20 protein-coding genes and 1 pseudogene are annotated in these 25,825 nt (G+C 41.6%); 4 read left to right on the forward strand and 17 right to left on the reverse strand.

Going from position 1 to position 25,825, the window contains the following annotated elements; translation table 11 throughout:
* Positions 1 to 5: 5 nt before the first annotated feature.
* The 4 genes and pseudogenes from HMPREF2686_RS02720 to HMPREF2686_RS10600 form a co-directional block, all read right to left on the reverse strand.
* The gene (locus HMPREF2686_RS02720) at positions 6 to 443 is read right to left on the reverse strand and encodes a hypothetical protein (protein ID WP_070449111.1); all 438 of its coding nucleotides are present in this window, start codon (positions 441 to 443) and stop codon (positions 6 to 8) included.
* A gap of 384 nt (positions 444 to 827) precedes the next feature.
* On the reverse strand, positions 828 to 1,175 hold the full coding sequence (locus HMPREF2686_RS02725; protein ID WP_003007812.1) for a barstar family protein: 348 nt from the start codon (positions 1,173 to 1,175) through the stop codon (positions 828 to 830).
* A 302-nt stretch (positions 1,176 to 1,477) separates the two neighbouring features.
* A complete protein-coding gene (locus HMPREF2686_RS02730) occupies positions 1,478 to 1,711 on the reverse strand; it encodes an Imm74 family immunity protein (protein WP_003007814.1) in 234 nt (77 codons plus the stop codon).
* A 2-nt stretch (positions 1,712 to 1,713) separates the two neighbouring features.
* Positions 1,714 to 2,970 (reverse strand): annotated as a pseudogene (locus tag HMPREF2686_RS10600) (hypothetical protein); the annotation flags it as partial.
* Between the two features lie 248 nt (positions 2,971 to 3,218).
* On the opposite strand from HMPREF2686_RS10600, the gene HMPREF2686_RS02740 reads away from it, so the two are divergent.
* A complete protein-coding gene (locus HMPREF2686_RS02740) occupies positions 3,219 to 4,736 on the forward strand; it encodes an ATP-binding cassette domain-containing protein (RefSeq protein ID WP_021153454.1) in 1,518 nt (505 codons plus the stop codon).
* 574 nt (positions 4,737 to 5,310) lie between these two features.
* On the opposite strand, the gene HMPREF2686_RS02745 is transcribed toward HMPREF2686_RS02740, so the two are convergent.
* The 10 genes from HMPREF2686_RS02745 to HMPREF2686_RS02790 form a co-directional block, all read right to left on the reverse strand.
* Positions 5,311 to 5,895 carry a DUF1307 domain-containing protein gene (locus HMPREF2686_RS02745; protein ID WP_003007820.1) on the reverse strand — a complete coding sequence of 195 codons (585 nt, stop codon included), beginning with the start codon at positions 5,893 to 5,895 and terminating at the stop codon, positions 5,311 to 5,313.
* A 127-nt stretch (positions 5,896 to 6,022) separates the two neighbouring features.
* Positions 6,023 to 7,021 carry a UDP-glucose 4-epimerase GalE gene (gene galE, locus HMPREF2686_RS02750; RefSeq protein ID WP_070449112.1) on the reverse strand — a complete coding sequence of 333 codons (999 nt, stop codon included), beginning with the start codon at positions 7,019 to 7,021 and terminating at the stop codon, positions 6,023 to 6,025.
* 64 nt (positions 7,022 to 7,085) lie between these two features.
* Entirely contained in the window at positions 7,086 to 8,558 is a 1,473-nt protein-coding gene (galT, locus tag HMPREF2686_RS02755; RefSeq protein ID WP_070449114.1) for a UDP-glucose--hexose-1-phosphate uridylyltransferase, read from the reverse strand.
* Positions 8,559 to 8,570: 12 nt separating this feature from the next.
* Entirely contained in the window at positions 8,571 to 9,749 is a 1,179-nt protein-coding gene (locus HMPREF2686_RS02760; protein ID WP_398578131.1) for a galactokinase, read from the reverse strand.
* Between the two features lie 239 nt (positions 9,750 to 9,988).
* Positions 9,989 to 12,400 carry a glycoside hydrolase family 3 N-terminal domain-containing protein gene (locus HMPREF2686_RS02765; RefSeq protein WP_070449116.1) on the reverse strand — a complete coding sequence of 804 codons (2,412 nt, stop codon included), beginning with the start codon at positions 12,398 to 12,400 and terminating at the stop codon, positions 9,989 to 9,991.
* A gap of 125 nt (positions 12,401 to 12,525) precedes the next feature.
* A complete protein-coding gene (gene gtfA, locus HMPREF2686_RS02770) occupies positions 12,526 to 13,968 on the reverse strand; it encodes a sucrose phosphorylase (protein WP_070449118.1) in 1,443 nt (480 codons plus the stop codon).
* Between the two features lie 127 nt (positions 13,969 to 14,095).
* Positions 14,096 to 14,929 carry a carbohydrate ABC transporter permease gene (locus HMPREF2686_RS02775; protein WP_021153463.1) on the reverse strand — a complete coding sequence of 278 codons (834 nt, stop codon included), beginning with the start codon at positions 14,927 to 14,929 and terminating at the stop codon, positions 14,096 to 14,098.
* A 13-nt stretch (positions 14,930 to 14,942) separates the two neighbouring features.
* Positions 14,943 to 15,809 carry a carbohydrate ABC transporter permease gene (locus tag HMPREF2686_RS02780; protein ID WP_023022883.1) on the reverse strand — a complete coding sequence of 289 codons (867 nt, stop codon included), beginning with the start codon at positions 15,807 to 15,809 and terminating at the stop codon, positions 14,943 to 14,945.
* 13 nt (positions 15,810 to 15,822) lie between these two features.
* Entirely contained in the window at positions 15,823 to 17,082 is a 1,260-nt protein-coding gene (locus tag HMPREF2686_RS02785; RefSeq protein ID WP_049506588.1) for an extracellular solute-binding protein, read from the reverse strand.
* A 14-nt stretch (positions 17,083 to 17,096) separates the two neighbouring features.
* Complete coding sequence (locus tag HMPREF2686_RS02790; protein WP_070449120.1) at positions 17,097 to 19,259, reverse strand: alpha-galactosidase; 2,163 nt, start codon at positions 19,257 to 19,259, stop codon at positions 17,097 to 17,099.
* 161 nt (positions 19,260 to 19,420) lie between these two features.
* Here HMPREF2686_RS02790 and HMPREF2686_RS02795 point away from each other — a divergent pair, with 161 nt between their 5' ends.
* The 3 genes from HMPREF2686_RS02795 to birA all read left to right on the forward strand — a co-directional run bounded on the left by HMPREF2686_RS02795 (position 19,421) and on the right by birA (position 22,273).
* The gene (locus HMPREF2686_RS02795) at positions 19,421 to 20,254 is read left to right on the forward strand and encodes an AraC family transcriptional regulator (RefSeq protein WP_049506586.1); all 834 of its coding nucleotides are present in this window, start codon (positions 19,421 to 19,423) and stop codon (positions 20,252 to 20,254) included.
* A gap of 67 nt (positions 20,255 to 20,321) precedes the next feature.
* A complete protein-coding gene (locus HMPREF2686_RS02800; RefSeq protein WP_049506585.1) occupies positions 20,322 to 21,329 on the forward strand; it encodes a LacI family DNA-binding transcriptional regulator in 1,008 nt (335 codons plus the stop codon).
* Positions 21,330 to 21,337: 8 nt separating this feature from the next.
* Entirely contained in the window at positions 21,338 to 22,273 is a 936-nt protein-coding gene (gene birA / locus HMPREF2686_RS02805; RefSeq protein ID WP_070449122.1) for a bifunctional biotin--[acetyl-CoA-carboxylase] ligase/biotin operon repressor BirA, read from the forward strand.
* Positions 22,274 to 22,383: 110 nt separating this feature from the next.
* On the opposite strand, the gene HMPREF2686_RS02810 is transcribed toward birA, so the two are convergent.
* The 3 genes from HMPREF2686_RS02810 to HMPREF2686_RS02820 form a co-directional block, all read right to left on the reverse strand.
* The gene (locus HMPREF2686_RS02810) at positions 22,384 to 22,896 is read right to left on the reverse strand and encodes a hypothetical protein (protein WP_070449124.1); all 513 of its coding nucleotides are present in this window, start codon (positions 22,894 to 22,896) and stop codon (positions 22,384 to 22,386) included.
* 140 nt (positions 22,897 to 23,036) lie between these two features.
* Positions 23,037 to 23,990, reverse strand: a complete 954-nt coding sequence (locus HMPREF2686_RS02815; RefSeq protein WP_070449126.1) for a PspC-like choline-binding domain-containing protein — start codon at positions 23,988 to 23,990, stop codon at positions 23,037 to 23,039.
* 381 nt (positions 23,991 to 24,371) lie between these two features.
* On the reverse strand, positions 24,372 to 25,319 hold the full coding sequence (locus HMPREF2686_RS02820) for an N-acetylmuramoyl-L-alanine amidase family protein (RefSeq protein ID WP_070449127.1): 948 nt from the start codon (positions 25,317 to 25,319) through the stop codon (positions 24,372 to 24,374).
* Positions 25,320 to 25,825 lie beyond the last annotated feature (506 nt).

The raw sequence follows: 25,825 nt of genomic DNA on the forward strand, positions 1-25,825 counted from the left end.
CCTCACTAATTTAATGGTTTTGAGCTAATAACCTCTACACCTTCTATTTTCCACGGAGTTTCAATAAAAATTTGTTCATATTCCAAACCACCTTGATAGATGCCTCCTTGACTCGCAACAGGTCCTCTGTATATTGTTGTGCCAGCTGGTATTTTTATTTCGTAAACTGTATTTAAAGGAGAGCTGCCAGTGTAGTTTCCTGAACGATCTGTCCAAATTGGTTTTACTGCCGTATTTATTCTAACTTCTATCTCAGAATGTGGGGCTGATTCTGTAAACCATTGCCCTAGCGGATTGCTTTGGTCGCCAGCTCGATATAATATTTTAGGAGACTTCAAAACTTCAACATCATACCGTCCCCCATAAAAATTAACATTAGGCTGACCTCTTAAATCATTTAGTGGACCAGGATTTGTATATGAATTATATTCATAAGTTTGCAAATCGGGATATTTAGATTGAATATTATTTACTACTGGTCCCTCAACATCTAAATTCTTAGGTGCAGGCTGAGGCTTGACTACCGGCTGAAGCCTCGTGGTTGAAAAGTCTTTAAACCCTGAATTCTCCCTCGCAAGCCTGCTTTCTTCTATATTTCGTAAAATATGTTCGCGATCATAAGGTTTTGTGGTTTCTGTTATAGTTTTACCATTGATATCTACCTTAAGGTTAACCTCAGGAATTACTGGATTCCTATTGAAGACAGGAATCTTCCCTTTTACCTTACTATATCCATCCGAGAAAGTTGTGTAGGGTTTATTGTAGTACTGATTATATCCAACATAAGTGGTTACCTTAAGGTAGCTCCTTAAAACTTTGTCCTATTTTTAATTTTCTACTATGTAAACTTGAAAACTCTTGACCTTACTGCCAACAACATGCTTTTCAACATCGCATTCCCACCAAGGAAGAATATCTTCTTCCAAAATTTCTAAAAATAAGTCTTTAGATGATAAGTCATCTTTTAAGAAGCTATCATAATTTTCAAGAATAAAGTTGTATTCTTCAGCTTTTATCCATGATAAGTCTGTCAGCCAATCTGTAATAGATGACCAATTATTGGCATCAGGAAGTCCGACATTTTTTTCAAGAAAACGAAATAGTTCTTCTTTGTTTTGGATCTGCTTCCCATCAAAATTTGCTACAAAGCCACTGAAAGGCAATCGATCTTGCATTTCAAGTTTCGTAATGTAATGAATTCTATTTTTCAGGATTTCAAACCTCTATTCTATTTTTTTAAAATGTTTTATAATGGTCTTCTGTTTTGAGTAAAATCTATTTTTGAATATCGATTTGAAAAAATAGGTTGATTCAAACTAAACTTGCTGGTTGCTGAGGAGGCCACATAACCTCCTACGATGTTCCCGATAAAGTTTGCGGTTTGAACATCTTCTTCGCTTCCACCTAGGAGTTTGGTCCCATGATAGACAACCTGACCACCTGTATAGAGATTTATTTCTCTTAGAATACAATATAATTATACAAAGTCTAATTGAATAGTTTGATTGCTCTCCATTTTTTTAGCTGTATTAATAATATTTTCTATTTCTCTTTGAGTTATCGGAAGATTCTCATGAGGAGGCTCCCATTGTGTCATACTATCTTTATAAACAACAAATTTTTTATTGATCAGCAATTCTCCTTGTGCTTTTAAGAGGAAACCATTCTCTAAATCAAAAGTAATTGTTGATCTTGTTCCTGTAATTTTCATTTCTACCTCTCGAATATAATTTTTTCTACCCCTGTTTTAGGATCTATTGTTGTAACCTTAGTAACATTTGGATTGGCCTTCAATCTTGGTAGTTCGATGTTTTCCCAAATATTTCCTGGTCGTAGTTCGCTACCAACTACAGCTCTTATTTCACCAGATACTTGCTCTGCGTAAACATTCGAAGCTTCCTCCCAAGCTGTTACACTTGAAGGAGTATTAAAATCCCATTCAGGCATTACAATGTTCGTATCATCAATCGTAGATTCTAATGTAACTCCTCCTTTATTTTTTGCTATTTTTTTCGCAACATCCATTCCTCCAATGCCATCTGTTCGTCCTGACCAGAAAAAAGCCGTATCTGGATCAGTTTTCAATCTACCTCTTATTAACTCAACATCAAAGTCAGTTTGAGTAAAATCTATTTTTGAATATCTATTTGAAAAAACAGGAATTACTGGTTTCCTATTGAAGACAGGAATCTTCCCTTTTACCTTACTAAATACATCCGAGAACGTTGTATAGGGTTTATTGTAGTACTGATTGTATCCTACATAAGAGGTATACAGGGTACTTGCCAGTTGGAAGCTCTCAGTAACAGTTCTCACCTTTTTGATATTTTTTGCCCGATTGATTTCTTCCTGTGTAGCAGGTTTGCCTGTAAAAGGATCAATACCTTCTTCAATTATATAATAATCATATTTAGTTTGAAAAGCAGGATCTCGCCAACTAAGCATTTTTTGACTATCTAAAAGGAAATAGCGGTCTAGTAGGTAATCATAATTAGCTCGTTCTGTTTCAGATTTAAATAGTTGTGCATATGGATTCACATGAGCCATGGAGATCAATGTTTTAAGTTCTGGGTAGGCCTCTTCTAACGCTTCTTGATCCATTGCATCGATACGTTTCTTAAATTTCGGGTCCACCTTGGCTAATTCTGAAGGTAATAATCCTAAGTGATCATCCTTTACTTCATTATACCGCTTCCATAACAATTTGAGATCGTTCATATCCCATTTGGCAAGGATCGCATCACCTTGCCCCATATTCGTATACCTTTTATAGGCTTGAATCACATCTCCATACTCTTCCTCCAGTTCAGCACGTGACATTTTTGAGAGTTTTTCTTCTAATGTTTCAACTTTCGGATTCTTCACTTTGTTCAGAATGGCTTGACGTTTTTGCCACCCTAAAGAGACTGTTTGCTTCCACGATAGATCAGATCCACTACTTGGAGGCAAGTAGGTTCCACTCGCAGCATCTTCTGTCGCCAGCAATTCTTTTGTTTAAATTAACACGCCTACAGAATCATCCTAATATCAAATTTTTTTGAGAAATACATGGACAAACTTCTTTCAAATTAATAAACTGACTTCATCATATGCTATAATTTAGTTATATTTTACAAAAATGAAAGTTTCTAACTAATGCCCCTATTTGCTCATTAATGTAACTGGGCTGTTATGTCATTATCAGTTTTATGTTATAGCTTTATCAAGGAGTTTCGTCTATGTTTCAATACCTTAAGCCTTTGCGCTGGTATCTTTTCTTTAATTTTCTCTTTAGTGGACTGTCCAATATTTGTACGGCTCTTCTTCCATACTTTACACAAGAATTAATTCGTGGCCACTATCAAATAGCTTTGTCAGGTTATTGTATCGCAGTTATAGGTTACTTGACTTGCAACTACATCCAAATGCGACTTGACTGGAAACAGGCCATTCTCTTTTCGACAAATCTAAAGAACGATTGGTTTCAATCTCTTTTAGGACTTGCCCACCATGATTTCAAGCAGAAAACAGTCGCAGAATACATTTCTTATCAATCTAATGATCTTGATTCACTGGAAAAAGATTATCTACCTCCACTGATGAGTTTTTTTAAGCAGATTCTACGAATTTTGATTTATACCATCATTATTACCAGAACGATCAATCCTATAGTGGCACTGATCCTACTGATTTCAACAGCCATCAGTATTCAAATTCCAAAGATCGTTGGTCAATTGACTGCGAAGCGTAGACAAACCTATCTTGAAAAGCAAGGTGATTATTATCGGACCTTGGAGGATCTATTCCGAGGACATCACCTAGTTAACAAACTTACTCTACCTCATTTTATAGAGCAACAAAGAAGTTCTCTCAAAAATTTGCAGGATAAGTATCTTGGGTATGGTTTGACTAAAATTACAGGTATTCTCTTGACGGGTATTTCTTTTGAATTCATTAGCCTTATTCTCTTTTCCTATCTAGCTTATTCTCTATATCATCATCAAATTGGTATCCCTGAGGTGGTTGCAAGTTTTGGTTATATTACAGCCTTCTCAGAACCAATTCAAGAAATCCTTTACGATCTGCAAATGTTAGAGTCGGTAAAACCTGTAATTAAAAGCTTTCAAACTATCGTTAAACATCCATCTTCAATTCAGGCACCACAGCATTCTTTTGAAACGATCACATTGAAAAATCTTTCTAAACAACTTGGGGAATCAACATTGAAGATTTCTTTTGCCACCATTCACAAAGGAGATAAGATTGCCCTCATAGGAGAGAACGGATCAGGTAAGAGTAGCCTGCTCAATATTTTAAATGGTACGGATGAGGATTTCCAAGGCGAGATCTTGCTGAACGATCTTCCCCTAAATCAGCTTTGGGGGAGATTTGGCCTGATCTTGCAACAAGAGCATAGCTTCATCTCTAGTTATGAAAATAATGTTACGCTATTCAATACTTTCCCCGCAGAGTTTAAGGATGAGGAATTTGAAGCAACACCTCCTCAATCCCTGTCAGCTGGACAACAACAACGCATGTACCTCAATCGAGAAAAAAACCGCCAGAGTCCATTAGTTATTATGGATGAACCTTTTTCAGCCTTGGATGCTCATCAGTTCGAGGCAGAATTGAAAAAAGTACTAGACTTACCGTGTGCTGTCATCATTACTTTACACCGACAGAATGAAGCACTGAAGAACTTTGACCAAGTCTGGGAAATTAGATCTGGAGAACTAATCATTCAAAAAAATGAGTAGACTTGCTTTCTCACGAAGATTTGTTTTACCATGATCAATACATCATCAGGCACAGATAGATTGAGGTCATCTTAACCTCAAAAAGAGAGTGGGACAGAAATCGGTAATTCGTTAGAATTCGATTTCGTCGCCCCACCTCCGCACAGTTGTGTAGGGCTGTAAAAGCTGATGAAATCAGCGTAGTAGAGCCCAGTCAACCGCTGCGTCTTGCTCGACAATCCAAAAACAACTGAGAGGCTAGGACTTTTGTCCCAGCCTCATTTTTATATTTAATTGTATTTCTTCCAACCCCTTCTATTACATCTTTAATTTCAAAAGAGATGAATCGTTTGATCAGTGCATAAGTATACTGGATTGATCTTCTCAATACTTCCTACTCGTCAGTGGACTTCTTAACTGTAATCACTCAACTAAGGATTTTATTCATACAAATGCAAATCATGATTTGCACTCTCTAAAAAGATATCACTCATTTAAATACTCTTTTCCTTAAATCCTATTTTACCAAAATATGCCCATGAATTCATACCAAAACAAAAAAAAGAGCAGCAAACTGAGCTGCTCTCCATTTGGTTTATTTTTCGACCATTCCGCCCTTGATAAGACTGTCTTTCGTTACTGAATAACTAACTGTTTTGTCATCTAGCGGATTAAAGCCTGGGACGATTTCTTTTAATTTATTAAAATCGATTTTTGTGTAATCAATGGTATTGCGGATATAAAAGATTCCGTCTTTGTATTCTGATGTCAGTTCAAATCCATGGCCCATCAGATCTTTGAATTTTTCTTGGCTTTTTGCGACGGCTTCTTTCATGGTTTCAAGAGGGTTCTCACCAGGAACTTTTGAGACGTCGTAATCATCAACTTTTTCTTGTAATAACAAGGTATCTCCCTTGTAATACAAGGTGATAGTTGACTTACCTGCTTCATCACTCGTTTCGAGAACAGTTTTTTGTGCACCTGCTAGCGCATCTTCTTTTTTGCTTTCATCAGTTGATGACTCTTTTGTCTTCTCTTTAGCGGATGATTTGCTTGTTGCTTTACTAGTTGCTTTAGTAGACGATGGACTAGTAGATTTCGTACTCTCTTTTTGTGCGCAACCAGCTAAAAGAAGACCCGCTGTCAAGAAGACGGCTAACATTTTTGTGGTTTTATTCATTTTGAATACCTCACTTTTTATGATGGTTAAGGAAATGACTGACGTTTGAAACGAGTCATTTAGCAAGATCAACTGTCGTTTTAAATGTTATTAGAAAAGTCTCAAAAATGATGTCCGCAGTCCCTCCTTATCGATCATTGTAGCCATCTGGGTGGCTGGAATGCCAAGCCCAGGCTGTTTGGATGATGGTTTCGATATTATCAAATTTTGGTTGCCAGCCGAGAATGGCACGCGCCTTCTCAGAGGATGCGATCAGGGTATCTGGATCTCCTGGTCTACGATCTGCAATCTCAAGTGGAATCGGATGTCCCGTCACCTTGCGGGCTGCTTCAACGATTTGAAGATTAGAGAATCCGGTCGATGAGCCCAGATTAAAGGCAGTCGATTCATTCCCTTTTCTGAGATACTCAACCGCAAGCAGATGGGCATCTGCCAAGTCAAATGGATGGACATAGTCCCGAACATTGGTGCCATCTGGTGTATTGTAGTCATCTCCAAAAATTGCGATCTTCTCGCGTTTGCCTTGGGCTACTTGCAAGACGATTGGCAAGAGATGGGTCTCTGGTCCATGGTCTTCTCCAATCGAGCCGTCAGGCTTAGCACCCGCTACATTAAAGTAACGAAGGGGCACATACTTGATGCCATAGGCTTGATCGGCCCAGCGCATAATGGTTTCCATCATGAGCTTGCTTTCGCCATAAGGATTAATCGGTTTTTGTGGAGTGGTTTCAAGAATCGGAATCTCTTCTGGAATACCGTAGGTGGCAGCAGTTGAAGAAAAGACGATGTAGTGCACCCCACATTCATGCATGACTTCCAAGAGCTTGACCATGCCTGCTGTATTGTTGTCAAAATATTTCAATGGATCGGCCATGGACTCAGCAACCAGTGAATAGGCCGCAAAGTGGATGACCGCATCGATATCTGCATGTTCCTTAAAAACAGTGCGCATAAAGTCTTGATCCGCTAAGTCTCCTTGGTAAAAGACGGCATCTGGATGCACCGCTGCACGGTGGCCTGTGACCAGGCTATCGACCACGACGACTTTTTCCTGTCCTTCATTGACCAAACGGTCTACCATGTGGGAACCGATATAGCCAGCTCCTCCGAGTACGAGTATTGCCATTTGTTTTCCTTTCGCTTCTTTATCTTCTCTCTTATTGTACCAAATTTCTGCCTCTTCTCCACACTTAAAGTGTCGCGACAAAGCGTCTAAAGGCTGCTTGGCCTTCAGCTGTTCGCTTGTAGACACCGGCATCTTCCAGCACGCGCGCAAAGATCTGACCGACTGATTCACGAACAATAGCTTCTGTCTCTGCTTCTTCTGTGATGGCTGGGTGAGTGGCTTTCAAGTCAGCAGCCCAGTCTTGGTGGTAACGAGCCACACTGCTTTCACGTCCAAGCAGATAATCTTGGACCTGCTTGAGCTCTTCTTTGAGACGAGGTGGCAAAATAGCCAAGCCCATCACTTCGATCAGGCCGATATTTTCTTTTTTGATGTGTTGCACATCTGCATGTGGGTGGTAAATGCCATCTGGATGCTCTGGTGAGGTTTGGTTGTCACGGAGCACCAAGTCCAGTTCATAACGCCCATCGCGGATTCGTGCAATGGGGGTAATGGTATGGTGGGGTTGACCGTTAGATGTGGCTAAGACTTGCACAGCTGGATCCGAGTAACCTCGCCAACTTTCTAAGATATGGTCTGCCAGGGCAATCAATTGCTCCTTGTCAACTGAATTCAAACGAAGAACTGACGTGGGCCAGTTAACAATTCCTAGTGACACTGCTTCAAATCCCTCAATGCTAAAGCTATCCTCTACAGGTGCCAGCTCCATAGGGAAGGTGTGGCGTCCCCCTTGGTAATGGTCATGAGTCAGGATGGATCCCCCTACAATGGGTAGATCTGCATTGGAGCCTGCAAAATAGCCTGGAAAAGTCTCGACAATAGTCAAAAGTCGCTCAAAGGTTTTGCGACTAATGGCCATAGGAACGTGTTGGCTATCGAGGAAGATGCAGTGTTCATTGAAGTAGGCATAAGGGGAATACTGGAAGCCCCAGTCATGACCGTCCATATCAAAACGAATGATCCGATGATTGGCACGGGCAGGATGGTCTAGCCGACCTTGATAGCCTTCATTTTCAAAGCACAATTGGCAGGCTGGATAATGACTGGCTTTCGCAAGTTTAGCCACTGCAATGTCTTTAGGATCTTTTTCAGGTTTTGACAGATTGATGGTGATTTCAAGAGAACCGTAGGGAGTTTCTGCCTCAAAGGCGATATTTTGCGCAATGGCCTCTACTTTGATGTAGTCGTTGCGCTTCGAGAGGGCATAGAAATCAGCAATCGCGTCCTCCTTGGACTGACGATAAGTCTCCCAGAAATGATGATTGACCTGACTCGGACTAGGGGTGATCCAATCCATCAACTCCGCACCCAAGCTGTCCTTTGCGGCCATGCTATCTGGGATCTTGCCATTCGCAACAGCGATCTCCACCAGCTGCTCTTTGAGTGCGATCACATCTGAGTTATGAGCTGGCGCGTCTAGCCCTTCTTCTCCGATGCGACTCATGACACGATTTTTTAGATAGATCCGATCCATCTCTTGGTAGTCACTTGCCGCAATAACGGCTGTAACAAATGCATCTAATACCTGTTCTGTCATCCTATCTCCTTTTTAATCAAGCACCCGTGTTCCTGCAGCAACCTCTGCAATATAGAAGCTTGGTGCATAGCCAACGACTTCCTCATAACGTTTGCCGACAGCTTCTTCAAAAGCCTCAACCTTATCTTTGTTTACGAGGGCGATGGCGCAACCACCAAAGCCTGCTCCGGTCATCCGAGCTCCCAGGACGCCGTCTTGTTCCCAAGCTGTATGGACCAAAGTATCCAATTCTAAACCAGTCACTTGGTAGTCATGCTCCAAAGATACGTGGGAAGCATTCATGAGACGACCAAAACCTTCCAAATCACCTGCCTCAAGTGCCTTACGAGCTTGTAAAGTCCGTTGGTTTTCGAGTACCGCATGGCGAGCCCGTTTGATGCGATTGTCATCTTTGATCAGGTAGCTATAGGCATCAAAGGACCAGAGGTCTAATTCCCCTAAGGTTTGGATAGCTAGTTTTTCTTGAAGTTCAGAGACGGCTGTTTCACATTCTGCACGGCGTTCATTGTATTTTGAATCCGCTAATTCCCGGCGTTTGTTGGTATTCATGATGACTACGACATTGTCTTTGAGGTCCAGCGGTACCAGATCATACTCTAGGGTGTTGGTATCGAGATAAATAGCCCGTTGATCAGCTCCCATACCGATGGCAAATTGGTCCATGATCCCAGAGTTGACTCCGATGAAGTGATTTTCGGTTTGTTTTCCGATCTTGACCAGATCTAGACGATCTAACTGAAGATCATATAGTTTCTCAGCGATGACACCAATCAAGAGCTCAAGCGAAGCTGAAGAAGAAAGACCGGATCCATTTGGAATATTGCCATAAACATAGACATCCATACCGCTATCAATGACATGACCCGCTTCTTGCAAGAAGTGGAGCACGCCTTTTGGATAGTTGGTCCAGTTGTGCTCCTTTTCAAAGTGGAGATTTTCAAGTGGAACTTCAATGATCCCCTTGTCTTCAAAGTTTCCTGAGAAGAAACGCAAGACCTTATCCTCGCGCTTTCTGGCTGCTCCGTAGGTACCAAGTGTGATGGCTGCTGGGAAGACATGCCCACCATTATAGTCAGTGTGTTCACCGATCAGATTAATCCGTCCTGGTGAAAAGAAAGTGTGGTCAGCCTTTTCCCCAAAGACAGCCTGGAATTTTGCTTGTAAATCTTGAGATGTGATTGTTGTCGTCATGAGAAACTCCTTTAGTTTTGTAAACGTTTTTATACTTGTATTATATCTGATCGCAAGTAAAACTTCAAGTATTTTTAGTAAAATTTTATTAATTTTTTATTTTATGCCAAAGAAGGCTATAACAAAGGGTTTTCCTCCGATTAAAACTTCTATTCGATAATTGCCGACTTGAGTTAATTTTAGTAAAACTTTACCAAAAAATCTCAATTGGGAGTGACCCAATTGAGATTCTGAATCCTTTAGTGTTTCTTTCTTGGATAGACAAAAGATCCAAGGAAGGTTAAGAGGCTGATGCCCATGAGAGCTAGGAGATTCTCTGTTTGACCAGTTTTTGGCAATACAGATGATGCAGGACTTGCTGACACGCTGACAGGAGCCTGATCAGTGGCTTGTTTCACAGCGATCGGAGTAACTTGTGGACGATCAAGAGTGCTAGCTTTTTTTTGCTTGCTAACAAGAACCTGTGTTCCAGTGTGACCAACCTCTACTGGTTGTGTCTGATGGGTTGGATCTTGAACTGGTGAAGTTGGAACTTGGGTTTCTGGTGTTGGCAATGAAGCAGGTGCTGGATAGAAGAGACCATGACCAATGCGGTAGGCGTACTCTGTTTCCGACATTTTTCCGTCTACAATTTTTGGAATATCAACCGGTAAGGTACCTAGATGTTCCTTGCCATTGAAGATGACTTCCACTCCTGCAGGAATATTAGGACCAAATGCATTGTCTGGTTTGAGGGATTCCGTTGGATCCATTCCCTTATTTCCATAGACTGCCAAAATGGCTTTGGCTGCTGGATAGTTGGCTACATCATAAGGTTTAGAGATAGAAAGGACAGCTGCCTTCTTATGGTTGGTATTGGCATAATTGACGATTTCTGTTGGGATCTTGGTCCGCCAGAAATCTTTATCCAGTTGCCCTTCATAACCGATCTCTGAAATCACTACGATGTGAGTGGCTTTCTCTAGGTCTTCTTTTAGACTATCAAGGGTAGATTCTTTGGTGAAGTTCTTGGCTACATAGGAAGTATCTTTTGGAAGCACTCCATCCGCGATTAAGCGACGCATGCCCAAATTTAGTCCAGGAACTTCGTTTTCAAAAGCTCCTAAGAGTAAGACATGGTCCCCTGTTTGCACCTTAAATGGCAGAGTATTTTCTTCATTTTTTACAACCGTCACCGCTGCTGCTGCAATCTTGCGTTCCAAGTCACGGTTGAGGGTTGATCCGACTGCTTCTTCTGCTTTTTCAGCCGTCCGAGCACTTGGATCAAAATTCAAGACCCCACGTTTTTCTTTGAGGGTCAGAATCCGGCGAACCGACTCATTTAAGCGTTCTTCTGAAATGTCACCGGTTTTCACGGCATCTACCACTGCATCGACAATGGTATCAATCTTGCTCAAATCGGCTTTACTGCGAAGGGTCGTTGGCATCAAGACCAGGTCAACTCCTGCTTTGATGGCCATTTTCACAGCTTCCACCTCACCGAAGTTCTTGGCGATGGCATCCATCCCCATGGCATCGGAGACAATCACGCCCTTATAGCCGTATTTCTTCCTTACCAAGCCCGTTAAAATATCATCAGAAAGAGTCGCTGGAACATAAATCTTCTCGCCTGTTTCTTTTGAAACGACCTGATCTTTTTCAATCTGCGGGTATTGGATATGAGCCGTCATCAAGAGGTCGACCCCTCCATCCATAGCTTTTTTGAATGGAAGGAGTTCTAATTTTTCAAGCTCGGCAAGTGATTTATCCACCAATGGCAGACCTGTATGGGAATCGACCGCTGTATCTCCATGACCTGGGAAATGCTTGGCTGCTACAGCCACATTGTAGTCCTGAATGCCTTTCATCATCGGAATACCCAAGTAAGCAACTCGGTTTGGGTCAGATGAGAAGGAACGAAGCCCAATCACAGGGTTTTGAGGATTATTATTGGTATCCAAAACCGGAGCGAAGTCCACATTCAAGCCTAGTGCAGAAAGTTCACGTCCGATGATTTGACCGGCTTCTTTCGCTAGTTTGGGATCATTGGTAGCTCCAATGGCCATATTACCAGGAAGGGCAGTACCCGTACCCAAGCGGTAGACGATCCCCCCTTCTTGGTCGATGGCTAACAATAGCGGAATCTTCCCATTGTTGGCCTTGTTTTCAATCGCTGCCTTTTGCATATCTTGCGTCAGAGCTAGGGTCTGCTTGGTCTCTTTGACGTTTTCAGCAAAAAGAATAACGCCTCCAAAATCATATTTATCGATCGCATCTGCTACTTCAGCATTGACCTTGGTGAGATCCTGTGGCGACTCCTGATTAGCCTCCTGCCATTTACGGAAGTCCGGCATGATCATTTGAGTCACCTTCTGTTTGAGTGGCATGTTTTCAATCAGTTTTTCCACTTCAGGAGATGCCGTCTCTGTCGATGTTACCGTTGGGGAGGTAGCAGGGACAGCTGCACGGTCTGTTGTCGTCGGTATTTCAGCCACTTCTCCCTGATTTTCTGTGGTACTTTCTGGCGTTGGAGAAGCAACCACCTCTTCTACTGTTGCTGCCGGTTCATTGGCTTGATCCGACGCTTGAGCTGTGTCTGCCTTTGCTGTTTGAACGGATAATAGAGCAAAAGCAGCTAATAGGGCCGCAGATGGATAAATGATTTTTTTCATAAAGCGACCTCCTTTCTTTCAATAGATATTGTACCATTGTTTTATAGTTTTGTAAACGGTTGCAACATCTAAAACAGAAAAAGGATAAGCATTTTTTACTTATCCTTTAGTTCGTTCATATTTTTTTAAAACACCATTTCTTGACCGTTTTCTGTCACTTTGTAAGTCCCGTCTGCAAGATTGATTCGGGCTACTGCTGTGGCGGTCTGGTCCTTGTTTTGGCGCGTGATGACAATGGTATGTTCATCTGGTGTTTCCACTTCAATGCTTCCTTCTAGGTCAAAAGCTTGCGAGTTGTTCCGGAAACTAAAGAGCTTGAGAAGGGATTTCACGACTGGACGCTCTACTTCTTGAGCAATTTCTTCATTGCTATAGTAATGACGGTTGATATTGCGGCCTTCCTTGGTGTTTTCTAAGAGTTCCAAATCATTCTTCCCAGCTAGGAATCCAACATAATAAACCTGTGGAATACCTGGTGCAAAGGCTTGAATTAGGCGGGCTAGGAAGTACTTACGATCGTCATCTCCAAGTGCTGAATAATAGGTCGAATTGATTTGGTAGATGTCCAAGTTATTGTATTCTGCTGTGGAATATTTGCGTTTAACATTTGCCCCTACCTTATAGAGCTCATTTGAAGCATAGTCAATCTCTTCATCTGTCAAGATATCCTTGACATCGACCACCCCAATTCCATCATGGGTGTCCAGCGTCGTGAATTGCTTCATTGGACTCATCTTCAACCACTTGGCAAGGCGCTCCACTTTTGAACTATAGAGGGTATAGAGGGTTACCATTGGAAGGGCGAAGTCATAGACATAATAGTCGTGATCGGCAATCTTAAATTGGATGGAATAGTGCTCATGAATCTCTGGAAGAAGCTCAGCACCGTAGCCTGCCGCCATATCGCGCACCTTATCCAACAAATCCCAAATGTCTGGCTCCACGAAGAAATCATTGGTGTCCAATTTCTTGACTGCATAGGCAAAGGCGTCCAAACGAATGAGGTCACAGCCATTGCTCGCCAGGTGTTCGATGGTCTTGCGAATAAAGTCCATGGTCACTTCCTTGGTCACGTCTAGGTCAATTTGCTCTTCCCCGAAAGTATTCCAGAGATGCTCAGTCGTCCCATCCGCAAAAGTGATGGCTTGTTTAGGAGCCCGGTCCTTGCGCTTATAAATCAAATCTACATCTGCTTGAGTCGGACGATTCTCCGGCCAGAACTTGTCCCAGTTGAGAAAGAGATCCTTGTAGGCACTTTGGTCGTGCTTTTCTTGGTAGTCTTTATAATACTTAGACTGGCGGGAAATATGATTGATCATAAAGTCAAACATAAGATAGTACTTGTCCCCCAAGCGTTTGACATCTTCCCAATCTCCAAAGGCTGGATCCACTTGGTCATAGTCGACAGGCGCAAAGCCACGATCACCAGTTGATGGAAAAAATGGCAAGAGATGTACTCCACCTACTGCATCCCCAAAGTGCTTCTCCAGATTTTCATAGAGATCTTTAAGGTTATTTCCTAAGCTATCTGAGTAAGTAATTAACATGGTTTTATTTTGAATTGGCATAATGGTTTCCTTTTCTTTTTTGAAAGCCAAGTCTTAGGAGACCTGGCTTTCTTGAGTTTTTCTATTTTAGAATTGCTTCCTAGGATACGATTGAAATCAGCAAGCTAAATCGTCCCTTTGTATCTTGTTATTTCACTGCGCCGTTGCTCATTCCTGCGATGATATGGCGTTGGAAGAAGAGATAAACAATGGTGATACTGATAATGCCGACCACGTAAGAGGCAAAGCTTGGTCCGTAGTCGTTGAAATATTGGCCTGCGTAGTTGTATTGGAACAAAGGCAGGGTCCACATTTTGGAATCCCGGTTCAAGACAAGGAGTGGCAACATGAAGTCATTCCAGAACCAAAGGGCATTGATGATCATGGTTGTCGCATGCATGGGTTTCATCATTGGGAAGATGATGCGGAAATAGGTTGTAAATTTATTAGCCCCATCGATTTCTGCTGCTTCATCCAGACTTTCTGGGATAGAGATTTTGATATAGCCGACATAGAGGAAGAGGGTCTGTGGAATCGCATAGGTCAAGTAGAGCAAGATCAAACCAAAGGTGTTAGCTAAGCCGAGTTTACTCATCATAACCGTAATCGGAATCATGATAACTTGGAAAGGTACGAAAATCCCAAGAATCAAGAGGGTGTACATGATGGTAAAGGCTTTTCTCTTACTCATATTACGTGCGATGGAGTAGGCTGCCATGGGGATAAAGATCATTACTGCAAGTAAAGACAAGACAGTGATGACGACAGAGTTCCAATAATAGCCTCCGATCCCATCAGCCAAGAGACGGCTAAAGTTGTCCCATGTGAAGTTGGTTGGAAATCCAAAGAAATTGTCTACGATATCCTTGGTTGGTTTGAAGGAACTAAAGAGGGTGGCAAGGAGTGGCACTAAAATCAGAACCGATCCTAGAATCAATAGAATGTATTTGCCAATCAAGGCTTTTCTTTCATCTTGTTTCATCGTGCTTCTCCTCTTAAATTTCAAATTTCTTAGATACTCTCAATTGGATGATCGAAATCACTACAATCAAGAAGAACAAGATTACGGCAATGGCATTGGCATAACCGAATTGGTTGTTTTTAAAGGCGTAGTTATAAACCAAGAGTCCAAGTGAGGTTGTGGCATTGTTTGGACCACCACCAGTCATGGCAAAGACTTGGTCAAAGGCGGTAAGCCCACCTTTTAGGGCTAGGATAAAGACCATAGAGACACTTGGTAGTAAGTAAGGCAATTCAACATTCCAGAAGACTTGCTTGCTAGTCGCACCATCGATTCTGGCTGCTTCTGTAATCTCAGTTGGAATGGATTGCAGACCAGCTAGGAAGATAATGATAGGCATAGCCACCCCTTGCCAAAGAAGGACAAAGACAGCCGCAAAGATTGCTCCCCACTTAGTCCCTAAAAGACTAGTTTGGAGAAACTCAATATGAAGGGCATTCCCAATCGCTGGTAGACCGTAGTTGAAGACTTGTTTGAAGATCAACGCCACTGTCAAGCCAGACAAAACAGCTGGGAAGAAGAACCAAGCACGGAAGAAGGTTTGGCCTTTGATTTTAGAGTTCAAGACACGCGCAATGAAGATCCCAAGAGCAATTTCACCAACCACCATGGCAATCGTGATGATCGCAGTAAAGCCAATGGCATTCATGAATTTTGGATCCATAAAGAGGAGCTTAAAGTTGTTCAAGCCAACAAATTTGTAGTTATAGGTCAAACCTGTCCAGTTGGTAAAACTGTAAAAGGCTCCTTGGAACATTGGCACATAGAAGAAAATTGCTTGTAATAAGAGGGGAATGACCACAAAAGCCCATGCCCAATATTTTTGTAATACTTTTTTCATCGTCTCTCTACTCCTAATCCACATCCGCTTTCATCGGGTTAAAGAAGGCATTCAAATCATTGACCATTCCTTGTTTATCACCTGTCAAGACATAGTTCATCGTCAAGGTATGGAAGTCTGCTTCACTGGTCCAGTATTGTTGCAACCACACCAAGTGACGATCTGTAAAGGCATATTTGGTCATCCCAGCAAGTGGTGAATCCTCTCCTGCTTGTTTGACCCCTTCGATCGCTGTTGGAGATCCGTCCACATCATAGTACTTTTGCATGACTTCTGGACGGGTCATGTATTCCACAAAGGCATTGGCTTCTTTTGGATGTTTGGTAGTAGCGGAGATAGACCATGCTAAGTCTCCCGCACCAACGGTTAAGCTTTGTCCTTTTTCTTTCCCTGGTATCATGAAAGTCCCAATCTTAAATTTCGGTTTTTGTTCATTGATCGCGGTGATAGCCCAAGATCCATTTGGTGTCATGAGGACATCCCCACGCGCGAAGGCTCCGATAACGTCTGTATAACCTGCACCTTCCCAGTTCTTTTGCTTCGAACCTTTAATGCGAAGGATATCCATGACCTTGATGTCATCTTTCATAATCGGATCAGACAATTTAATGGAATTTGGCTGAGAATAACGAAGGTATTGGTTGGCTTCTTTTCCTCCACCTGCTGCTGTCGCAAAGGCCAATTGATTGTAACCATTGAGGGTCCAAGCTTCTGCTCCTGCAATCCCAAATGGGGTTTGTCCTTTGGCAACGATGTCTTTTACCAACTGTTTAAATTCGTCCCAAGTTTCAGGAACCTTCAAGCCCAATTCTTCGAATTTATCTTTGTTGTAGTAGATTCCGTAAGCATTGGCTGTGAAAGGAACGTTGTAGACTTTTCCATTTACGGCATATTTTTCAGCGTAGCCGTTTTTCACGCGTTTGAGATAGTCTTTATTGCTTAAATCTTCGAAGACACCCGCTTTTGCCCATTCTTGCAATTCGATGGACTGTGGGTAAATATTGACTACATCTGGCACATCTCCTGCGAGAACACGTGTTTTCAATACTTCACCAGCATTTGGTACATTGACAACTTTGACCTTAACCTTTGGATTTTCCTTTTCAAAATCACGCGCGATTTCTTCCAAGGTTTTGGTCATTTCTTTTTTCTGGTTGAAATACTCGATGGTCACTGTGCCATCCGCAGATTTTCCATCGTTGGAGCAAGCACCGAGCCCAAACAAGGCTAGGCCTGTTGTCGCAAGAAGTCCGATTTTTTTATACCATTTCATTTGGCTGTCTCCTTTTATTTTTTGACAAAAACATATTGTTTGCTGAGGAAATCTCCCTGAGGAAGAACGACGGTTAAGCCGGCATACATGAGCTCAGCTCCTGAATAGACTTGGTCCGTCCCTTCTAAGCGATAGAGCGCATCTTCTTCCAATCCTTTGAGGTATAGGGTCGGCTCGATCTCCTCAACCGTTGATAAGACCCGTACATAGGTTACAACCGTGCGGTCTTGATAAGTGAACTGGACGGCTGCTTGATTGCTACCTTGGCTTGGATTGATCAAGCGGTAGTGTTTTCCGAACTGAACAAGTGGTCGAATCGTTTTGTAATGAGCGACTTGAGCTGCAATCCTATCCAACTCTTCTTGCGGAAGACTGGTTAGATCCAATTCATAGCCCAGATTTCCCATCATAGCTACATGACCTAGCGTTTCAAGTGGTGTCATCCGTCCCATCTGGTGATTTGGAACAGCTGATACGTGAGCCCCCATAGAAATGGTAGGATAGAGGTAGCTAGAACCGTACTGGATCGGAAGTCTGGCAATGGCATCCGTATTGTCACTTGCCCATACCTGAGGGAAGTAACGCATCATACCGAGGTCATTGCGGCCACCACCACCGGAGCAAGACTCAAAGAGGATGTTCTCGTACTTCTCTGTCAAGTAAGAAACCACTTCATAGAGACCCAAGATATAAGCATGGGATTGCATCTTGGTTTCAAGGTAGGTTTGCCCATTCCCAAGCTTAGTGATATTGCGGTTCATGTCCCATTTGATATAGTCGATCTCATGATTTCCAAGTAAGTCATCCAAGACCTGCTTGATATAAGCCACTACTTCTTTATTGGAGAAATCAAGCACCAGTTGATTCCGTGAATAGGTGTGTTCATAGCCTGGGACTTGAATAGCCCAGTCCGGATGAGCCCGATAGAGGTCGCTATCAACAGAAATCATTTCTGGCTCCACCCAAAGGCCAAATTGAAGCCCCTTGTCGTGGATACCTTGAATCAATTCTGCTAGAGTGCCTCCTAATTTTTCTTCATTGACAGTCCAGTCACCGAGGGCCCGATTGTCATCATAGCGATTGCCAAACCAGCCATCATCAAGAACAAAGAGCTCGATTCCCACTTTTTGAGCCTCGTCTGCCAGCTCCAATAATTTGTCTTTCTTGAAATCAAAGTAGGTGGCTTCCCAGTTGTTGATAAGAATTGGACGTTCTTTATGGGCAAAGGGACTAGGAATGATATGGTCTTGGACAAATGCTTGGCTCTCTTGACTGAGACCGGTCAATCCCTCATGTGAATAGCTAATCATGGCTACCGGCGTATCAAAGCTCTGATTCGGCGCCAACTCCCAGGAGAAGTTTTCTGGATTGATTCCCAAGCCAACCCGAACTTCATTGAGTTGATTCTTTTGAACAAATCCTTCAAAATTTCCACTGTAGAGCAGTTGGAAGGCAAGAGCAGAGCCCGAATCTTCCGTCACTTCATGATCAGCAAGAATAAGGGCCGGGGTCTGGGCGTGTCCAGAAGCACCACGGTTAGAACTGATGGAGAAGATTCCTTGCTCAACTTGTTGCCGACGGACTGTTTTTTCTCTCGCATAAGCCCCTTGAAGGGTAATGACATCATAATCACCTGCCGGAACATCTGCCATAACACTGAGAGCCTTGTGGATCACGACAGTTTCATCACTACAGTTTTCAATCTTCGAGAAAGTAGTGATCGTTGCACGATCCTCGTAGGCGGTGTAGTAGAGGGTCAAACGCAGGGCCGCTTGATCATCTTCAAAGATCAGGGCCAAGGTTTCAGCTTTGTCTACCGAGTGAGGATTGGGAAGACCAGTTGCCTCGATACTACCAGAGTAGATATTGGCTCCGACATAGAGGAAATCCGTCACCTCTGTAACGCCGTGCTGGATCTGAATCGACGGCTTTCGAAAATCTCCAAGCCCATGCTGTCCCAAAACCTGACGCTGGGTATCTAGACTAAAGATGCGATTGTCAGGTGTTGGATTTCCAGAGAAAGCATGATCCTTCTCATGTACGGTATTGGAAAAATGATAAGACGGGATCGGACGCCCCAGATGCTTGAGCATTAGGTAGCCATCTCGATTTTCAAGGATCAGGCTCAGTCCCTTACTTTCTACATAGAACAAATTCTGTTCGATACGAATTGCCATATCTTCCTCCATTGGATCCTATAAAATATCACTATGTATTTTTAAATTCAGTTCCAATATTTTTCTTTTTTTACATGTCTTTATTTTACTTGATGTAAACGATTCCGAAAATAGAATTTTGTTGCACTTATATGGTAAAATGTTAGGTAGGAGGTTCAATCATGTCAGTCTTTTCTGAATACCAAACCGATACCATTGACCTAGCCCTTGATTTTTATGGCTACGAAGATTGTCCGAAGAATTATGAATTTGGTCCTAGCGTCCGAGATAATTTTGTCCTTCATTTTGTTACCAAGGGAAAGGGAGTCTTTCACTTTGAAAAAAAAGAAATCCACCTAGAGGCCGGGGATCTCTTTCTTCTTCCAAAAAATAAGGTGACCTACTACCAGGCAGACTCAGAAGAACCTTGGTCCTACTACTGGATTGGCATCAGTGGCACCAAGGTAAGTGATTTCATGCGCTTTTCAACCCTACAAGAAAAAGGCTTTTTAAAGAAAACAGAGGTGGACACAGAGCGGATTGGCCTGTTCATGGAGCGACTCGTCCACAAAGCAGAGGCTTCAAAAATGACTTCTCACTACCAACTCCACCTTCTCTCGCAGATCTATGAACTGCTATTTCTTATCAGTGAAGTGGCTCCCGATATCCATCGGAGCCATCCATCTCCAACCTATCAACTCTACCTGACCTGCAAGCATGTGATTGAGACGCATTACAATAAAGAGCACTTGAGTATTCAAGAGATCGCTGATGACCTCAATGTCCATCGCTCCTATCTGACAACTGTCTTTAAGGAGTTTCACCAGATCTCTCCCAAGGAATTCTTACACTCGGTCCGCATGCAGCGTGCCCAGCAGTTACTGACCAACACAGACGAGAGCATCAAGATTGTAGCTTACTCAGTGGGCTTTTCAGATCCCCTCTATTTTTCAAAGGCTTTTAAGGCCTATAGCCAGCTGACTCCTAGCCAATATCGCAATAAACATAAAATTTAGTAAAATTTTATTTCTTTTTACTAGTTTTTAGAGTATACTGGAAGTAGAAATCAATAAAGGATGAACTATGACAACGATTAAAGACATTGCGGAAAAAGCAGGCGTTTCTCAGGCAACGGTCTCTCGCGTCCTCAACCAGGATGCGACCTTATCTGTTGGGGAAGACACGCGCAGTCGGATTCTTCGCATCGCTGAAGACTTGCATTACCAAAAGAAAAACCGCAAAACAGGGCCTCAACCAGTTGAGGATTTTCATAAAATCGTCATCTTTGAATGGTACACGCGTGAAGAAGAATTAGATGACCTCTACTACTATGCCATTCGGATGGGGTTGGAAAAACAAGCCCAGGAATTAGGCTATGAGATCTTTCGTATCTTCAATAATGACGATTGGTCCTTGATTCAAGAGGCAGACGGCATTATCGCTCTTGGGAAATTCAGTCCCAAGACCATTCGAGATCTAGAAAGCTACGGCAAACCCCTGATCTTTGTCGATAGCAATACCCTCTATTTAGGGCATTCCTGTGTGACGACCGATCTAGAAGATTCTGTCATCACCGCTCTCGAGTATTTCCTTGAGCATGGCCACAAGGAGATCGGGCTCTTGGTCGGGCAGGAAGAGACGGCAGATGCGACACCGTTACAGATGGATCCCCGTCAACGGACCTTTCAACAGTTTCTCACGGAAAAAGGACTTTATGAGGAGCGCTTTGTCTCTGTTGGGCAATTCTCGACCGAGTCGGGTTATCAGATGATGGAGCAACTGATTCAAGCATTGGGCGACGAATTGCCAACTGCCTTTTTCATGGCCAGTGATGCCTTAGCTGTCGGAGCTCTTCGGTCCCTTCAGGAGCATCAAATCGCAGTTCCTGAGCGCGTCAGCCTCATTTCCTTCAATGATACTTCCATCGCCAAGTACGTCTTTCCTGCCCTTTCCACAGTGACCGTCTACACAGAAGAAATGGGTAAGCAAGCCATTCAAATGTTGCGGCAGACCTTTCAAGGGAGTCAACCAAGTGTTCCCTATATGGTCAAATTAGCCACCAAACTCACGATTCGAGACAGCAGTCGCTAGGAGGTCTTATGAAAACACACGAAATCCTCTTTCAAACCCTTTCTCAGGCAGATGATTATGTCAACGGGGAGCAGCTGGCGCAAGAACTAGGTGTTTCCCGCACCTCTATCTGGAAGGCTATCCAACGTCTAGAAAAAGATGGGGTCGTTATCGAATCCCTCAAAAAGAAGGGCTACAAACTGGTCTCAGGCGATATTCTGCTACCTGAGGTCATCGCAAAAAATACCCAATTGACCGTTTCCTTAAATGAACAATGTAGCTCCACCCAATTGGATGCCAAATTAGGCATAGAAGCCCATCAAGAAGGCAAGGCGCTCTACCTAGCCAATTCGCAATCCGCTGGAAAGGGCCGCTTCGGTCGGGACTACTACTGCCCTGATCAAGGGGGCATCTACATGTCCCTTCATCTCAAGCCTCAACTGCCCCCTGCGGAGCTCCCCCCATATACCCTCATGGTCGCTGGAGCCATCTACAAGGCTATTAAAAACCTGACCCTGATCAATATCGATATCAAGTGGGTCAATGATATTTACTACCGCCATAAAAAAATTGGGGGAATCCTTACCGAAGCTATCACGTCCATCGAGACTGGTCTCGTCACGGATGTTATTATCGGAGTCGGTCTCAATTTGGCTATCCCTACTTTCCCAGAAGAGCTAGAAAGCAAGGCTGGTTCCTTATTTGAAGGACCTTGTCCCATCACCCGCAATGACCTCATCAGCGAGATCTGGAAAGAATTTCTCCAAACGGATGTCGATGAACTGGTCTATCTCTATAAAGAACGCTCCCTGGTCCTAGGAAGAACTGTCACTTTTGAGCAGAATCAGCAAACCTATCAGGGCCTCGCCAAAGATATCTCTGATACCGGCCAACTCTTGGTCCAATTAGACAATCAAGAAGAAATCTGGCTCAATAGCGGCGAAATCTCTTTGACGAAATGGTGAGAACGAGTATAGAAAAAAGCCACCCGAAGGTGGTTTTTTTGATCTATTTTGAAAGCTCCTTCTAACCAAAGACTACGGAACTTCATTCTTTTTAAGATATCCAAAACTTGTTACGTCTTTAGCTCTTGCTCCATTTTTTCTACAAAGCGATTTAATGCTGTTTGCACTTTTTCTAGGTGCTCTGTTTGCTGAGAATCACTGACCTCAACTTGGTTAGTGATCCCATCTTTCTCCGTATGGAAATAACTAGCATGTAGTAATACCCACTTTTTATCTAATGAAAAGGCTACATCTATTTTTTCACCCTCAATGATCGTTGAAGAGGTAATCAAGATTTTATTGTCATCTGGACTAGGAACTCGTACCATCCATTTCAAATCCCCATCCATTTCCAGTTGGTCTATGCCACCCACACGTCTGATCTCTGCGTCTGAAGGAATCCCATAGCCAGCTTCTCTAATGGTATTGGCATTACGATGATCAAGTATTCTTGCCAGCAATTCAATTTTATTTTTAGATGAAAAATTTGGAGTTGGTTGTTCATCCGGAACAAAGAGAAGCCAAGCTACTAACACAGTCATTCCTAATAATAGAAAGATCAATCCTTTTTTTAGCACAGACATCCTCCTTTCCTCACTTCTTTTCTAGCTCCGCTTCGATGTATGTCTAGTATAGAACAAACCACCGCGAGGGTGGTCTGTTATTATCATAATTAAAAACACCCCAAAAGTTAGAAAAATTTAGCTTTTGGGGTGTTGATATATTAAGGCTTATTAGTAATAAGTGCCCCATTATCAGAGAAAGAGTATGAAACACCGTTTATTATTAAAGTTTTATTTAATGCAAGTGCTCCACCATCATTTGGGTCTGCATAACGTTTTGTTCCGTTATATTCAAACCATCCTGTTATTAATTCACAAGTAACTGGATCGAAATAATATTCTTTTCCATCTATAGTATAAGTATAACCACAATATGCCCCTTCTGATGTAAGGTAATACTTCTTCCCATCTATGTCTTGCCAACCTAACAGTCGTTCTCCACTTTTTGGATCATAATAATACCATTTTTTAACATCAACTTGTTGGGATATCCAACCTGTCTTCATATCGGCATTAACTGGGTCGAAATAATATTCTTTTCCATCTATCTTATTGAAACCTTTTAATGCATAATTATAAGTAGAATAGTCTATAAAGTAATACCATTTACCATCTATCTGTTGCCACCCCTTTAATCGGGCTCCACTTACAGGATCGTAATAAGACCAATCTGTACCATTAAGTCCTGGCGTAGATATCCAACCTGTTTTCATATCACCATTAACTAGGTCAAAATAATAATCTTTTCCATCAATATTTTGCTTACCTTGAGCCATCCAACCTGAATTAAAATAATACCATTTTCCATCTATCTGTTGCCACCCCTCTAATCGGGCTCCACTCACTGGATCAAAATAAGACCATTCTTTGTATAGACTACCATTAGTATTCCTATGCTCCTCTAAATACCAGCCGGTTATCATATAACCTCTTTCATCAAATCTATAAATATTGTTGTCAATATAAGCTAATGTATCTTTATAATAAGATCCATTATTTGTTGAATACCACCAACCAATATTATCTTGATGCCAATCAGCCTTAACTTGAGATGGTAGAGCTAAAAGCAATATTACTAATGCACCACCTAACAAAAGCTTAGTTATTTTTTTCATTTTTTTCCTCCTTATATCACCAGATGTATACGCTTTCATTGTAGCATCTTTATTACTTTAAATCAAATAATGTGTGGATAGAGTGAGGTCATAATCACCAAAATAAAATATAAAGTCTGTCACTGTACGTTTTTAAATAAAACAAGAGAAAATGTCATCTGGAATAGAACTCAAAAGTTAGTTTAAAAAATAACGTTCCCTACGTATTTAGAAATTATCAAAAGTTTAGCAACTAGTTTTATCAAAAACTAGCTATAAGTAAGGATCTAAATGAAGCTTCTTAACTACCAAATAACTCACTCTATTGTATAACGTAATTCTTTTTCATAGTTAAAAACACCTCAAAAGTTAGAAAAAATTGACTTTTGAGGTGTTGACCATTTAAGGCGCATTATTGATAAGAATGCAATTGTAATCGAATGTGTATGAAATACCATCTATAATTAAAGTTTTATTTGATGCAAGTGCCCCACCATCGTTAGGATCTGCATAATATTTGTTTCCCAACGCCTCAAACCAGCCTATCTTCAATTCACAAGTATCTGGATCAAAATAATAATCTTTTCCATCTATTTTTCTATGATTTCTCAATGCCCCATTCCAACCAAAGTAATACTTTTTCCCATCTATTTCTTGCCAACCTTCTACTTTGGCTCCACTTACAGGGTCGAAATACAACTTTTCTGTCCCATAATGGTATTGTTTAGATACCCATCCTGTTTGCATATCACAATTAATCGGGTCGAAATAATAATCTTTTCCATCTATACTCCAGAAACCAGTTACTGCATGGTAATATTTAGGAAAGTAATACCATTTACCATCTATATTTTTCCAACCTTCTACTTTGGCTCCACTTTCAGGGTCAAAATAATTCCAAATTGTATTTGAATTTTGTTGTTCGGATCGCCAACCCGTTTTCATATCACCATTAACAGGATCAAAATAATATTTTTTCCCATCTATGTTTTGATCACCCATAAGTGCCCCGTCTTTAGTAAGATAATACCACTTTCCATCTATATTTTGCCAGCCTAGTTTTTTATCACCATTTACTGGATCAAAATAAGACCAGTTTTTGATAATCCCATAATTACTATCATTACGCTCCCATATTAGCTGCCAGCCGGTCATCATATAGCCTCTATCATCAAATTTATACCACTTCTCGTTAATCTTAGCTTCCGTGTTTTTATAATAAGAACCATCGTTTAGTGAATACCACCAACCAACATTATCTTGATGCCAATCAGCCTTAACTTGAGATACTGGAGTTAAAAACAATATTACTAATGAACCACCTAGCAAAAACTTAGTTGTTTTTTTCATTTTCATTTCCTCCTTATGATTTTTGTATACGCTTTCATTGTAGCATGTTTATTTCTCTAAATCAAATAATGTGTGAATATAAGGAGAGCTACTATCAATGAATTTAAGGACAAACTAAAAAAATTCTCACATTTTTTTATAACAACAGAGGCACTTACTCCTCTACTTATTTTCTTCCAAAACATTGCCAATGTCCATTTAATGTCAAATACAATCTGACTTATCTATCAATTGTTTATTTATCGATTGCGAAATTCCCTAAAACTAGTAATTTGAAAAATAATAAAATTTTAAAAATCTTAAATTAAGTCTTGAATATTCATCATAACAAACTCTCAACTTTTCGGAAATCGTTTCTTTTTTTAGAAAAATATAATTTCATTATTTATCATTCAATAATTTTTGATACCTTCATACTCTACCAAACACCATCCCCCTATTATCCCCCCACTTGTGGTATGATAGTAGAGTATGTTTAGGTGCCAAGCTACTTGAGTACCTCCGTG

This window comes from Streptococcus sp. HMSC057G03, from assembly GCF_001808745.1.
Lineage (GTDB): Bacteria > Bacillota > Bacilli > Lactobacillales > Streptococcaceae > Streptococcus > Streptococcus parasanguinis_Z.

Bases quoted from the DNA above. Each gene is read 5' to 3' on its own strand.
- HMPREF2686_RS02725 (WP_003007812.1), bottom strand. From the start codon at position 1,175: ATGCAAGATCGATTGCCTTTCAGTGGCTTTGTAGCAAATTTTGATGGG.
- birA (WP_070449122.1), top strand. From the start codon at position 21,338: ATGAAAACACACGAAATCCTCTTTCAAACCCTTTCTCAGGCAGATGAT.
- HMPREF2686_RS02795 (WP_049506586.1), top strand. From the start codon at position 19,421: ATGTCAGTCTTTTCTGAATACCAAACCGATACCATTGACCTAGCCCTT.
- HMPREF2686_RS02815 (WP_070449126.1), bottom strand. From the start codon at position 23,990: ATGAAAAAAATAACTAAGCTTTTGTTAGGTGGTGCATTAGTAATATTG.
- HMPREF2686_RS02775 (WP_021153463.1), bottom strand. From the start codon at position 14,929: ATGAAACAAGATGAAAGAAAAGCCTTGATTGGCAAATACATTCTATTG.
- HMPREF2686_RS02800 (WP_049506585.1), top strand. From the start codon at position 20,322: ATGACAACGATTAAAGACATTGCGGAAAAAGCAGGCGTTTCTCAGGCA.
- galT (WP_070449114.1), bottom strand. From the start codon at position 8,558: ATGACAGAACAGGTATTAGATGCATTTGTTACAGCCGTTATTGCGGCA.
- HMPREF2686_RS02810 (WP_070449124.1), bottom strand. From the start codon at position 22,896: ATGTCTGTGCTAAAAAAAGGATTGATCTTTCTATTATTAGGAATGACT.
- HMPREF2686_RS02745 (WP_003007820.1), bottom strand. From the start codon at position 5,895: ATGAATAAAACCACAAAAATGTTAGCCGTCTTCTTGACAGCGGGTCTT.
- galE (WP_070449112.1), bottom strand. From the start codon at position 7,021: ATGGCAATACTCGTACTCGGAGGAGCTGGCTATATCGGTTCCCACATG.
- HMPREF2686_RS02790 (WP_070449120.1), bottom strand. From the start codon at position 19,259: ATGGCAATTCGTATCGAACAGAATTTGTTCTATGTAGAAAGTAAGGGA.
- gtfA (WP_070449118.1), bottom strand. From the start codon at position 13,968: ATGCCAATTCAAAATAAAACCATGTTAATTACTTACTCAGATAGCTTA.
- HMPREF2686_RS02740 (WP_021153454.1), top strand. From the start codon at position 3,219: ATGTTTCAATACCTTAAGCCTTTGCGCTGGTATCTTTTCTTTAATTTT.
- HMPREF2686_RS02765 (WP_070449116.1), bottom strand. From the start codon at position 12,400: ATGAAAAAAATCATTTATCCATCTGCGGCCCTATTAGCTGCTTTTGCT.
- HMPREF2686_RS02820 (WP_070449127.1), bottom strand. From the start codon at position 25,319: ATGAAAAAAACAACTAAGTTTTTGCTAGGTGGTTCATTAGTAATATTG.
- HMPREF2686_RS02785 (WP_049506588.1), bottom strand. From the start codon at position 17,082: ATGAAATGGTATAAAAAAATCGGACTTCTTGCGACAACAGGCCTAGCC.
- HMPREF2686_RS02780 (WP_023022883.1), bottom strand. From the start codon at position 15,809: ATGAAAAAAGTATTACAAAAATATTGGGCATGGGCTTTTGTGGTCATT.
- HMPREF2686_RS02760 (WP_398578131.1), bottom strand. From the start codon at position 9,749: ATGACGACAACAATCACATCTCAAGATTTACAAGCAAAATTCCAGGCT.
- HMPREF2686_RS02730 (WP_003007814.1), bottom strand. From the start codon at position 1,711: ATGAAAATTACAGGAACAAGATCAACAATTACTTTTGATTTAGAGAAT.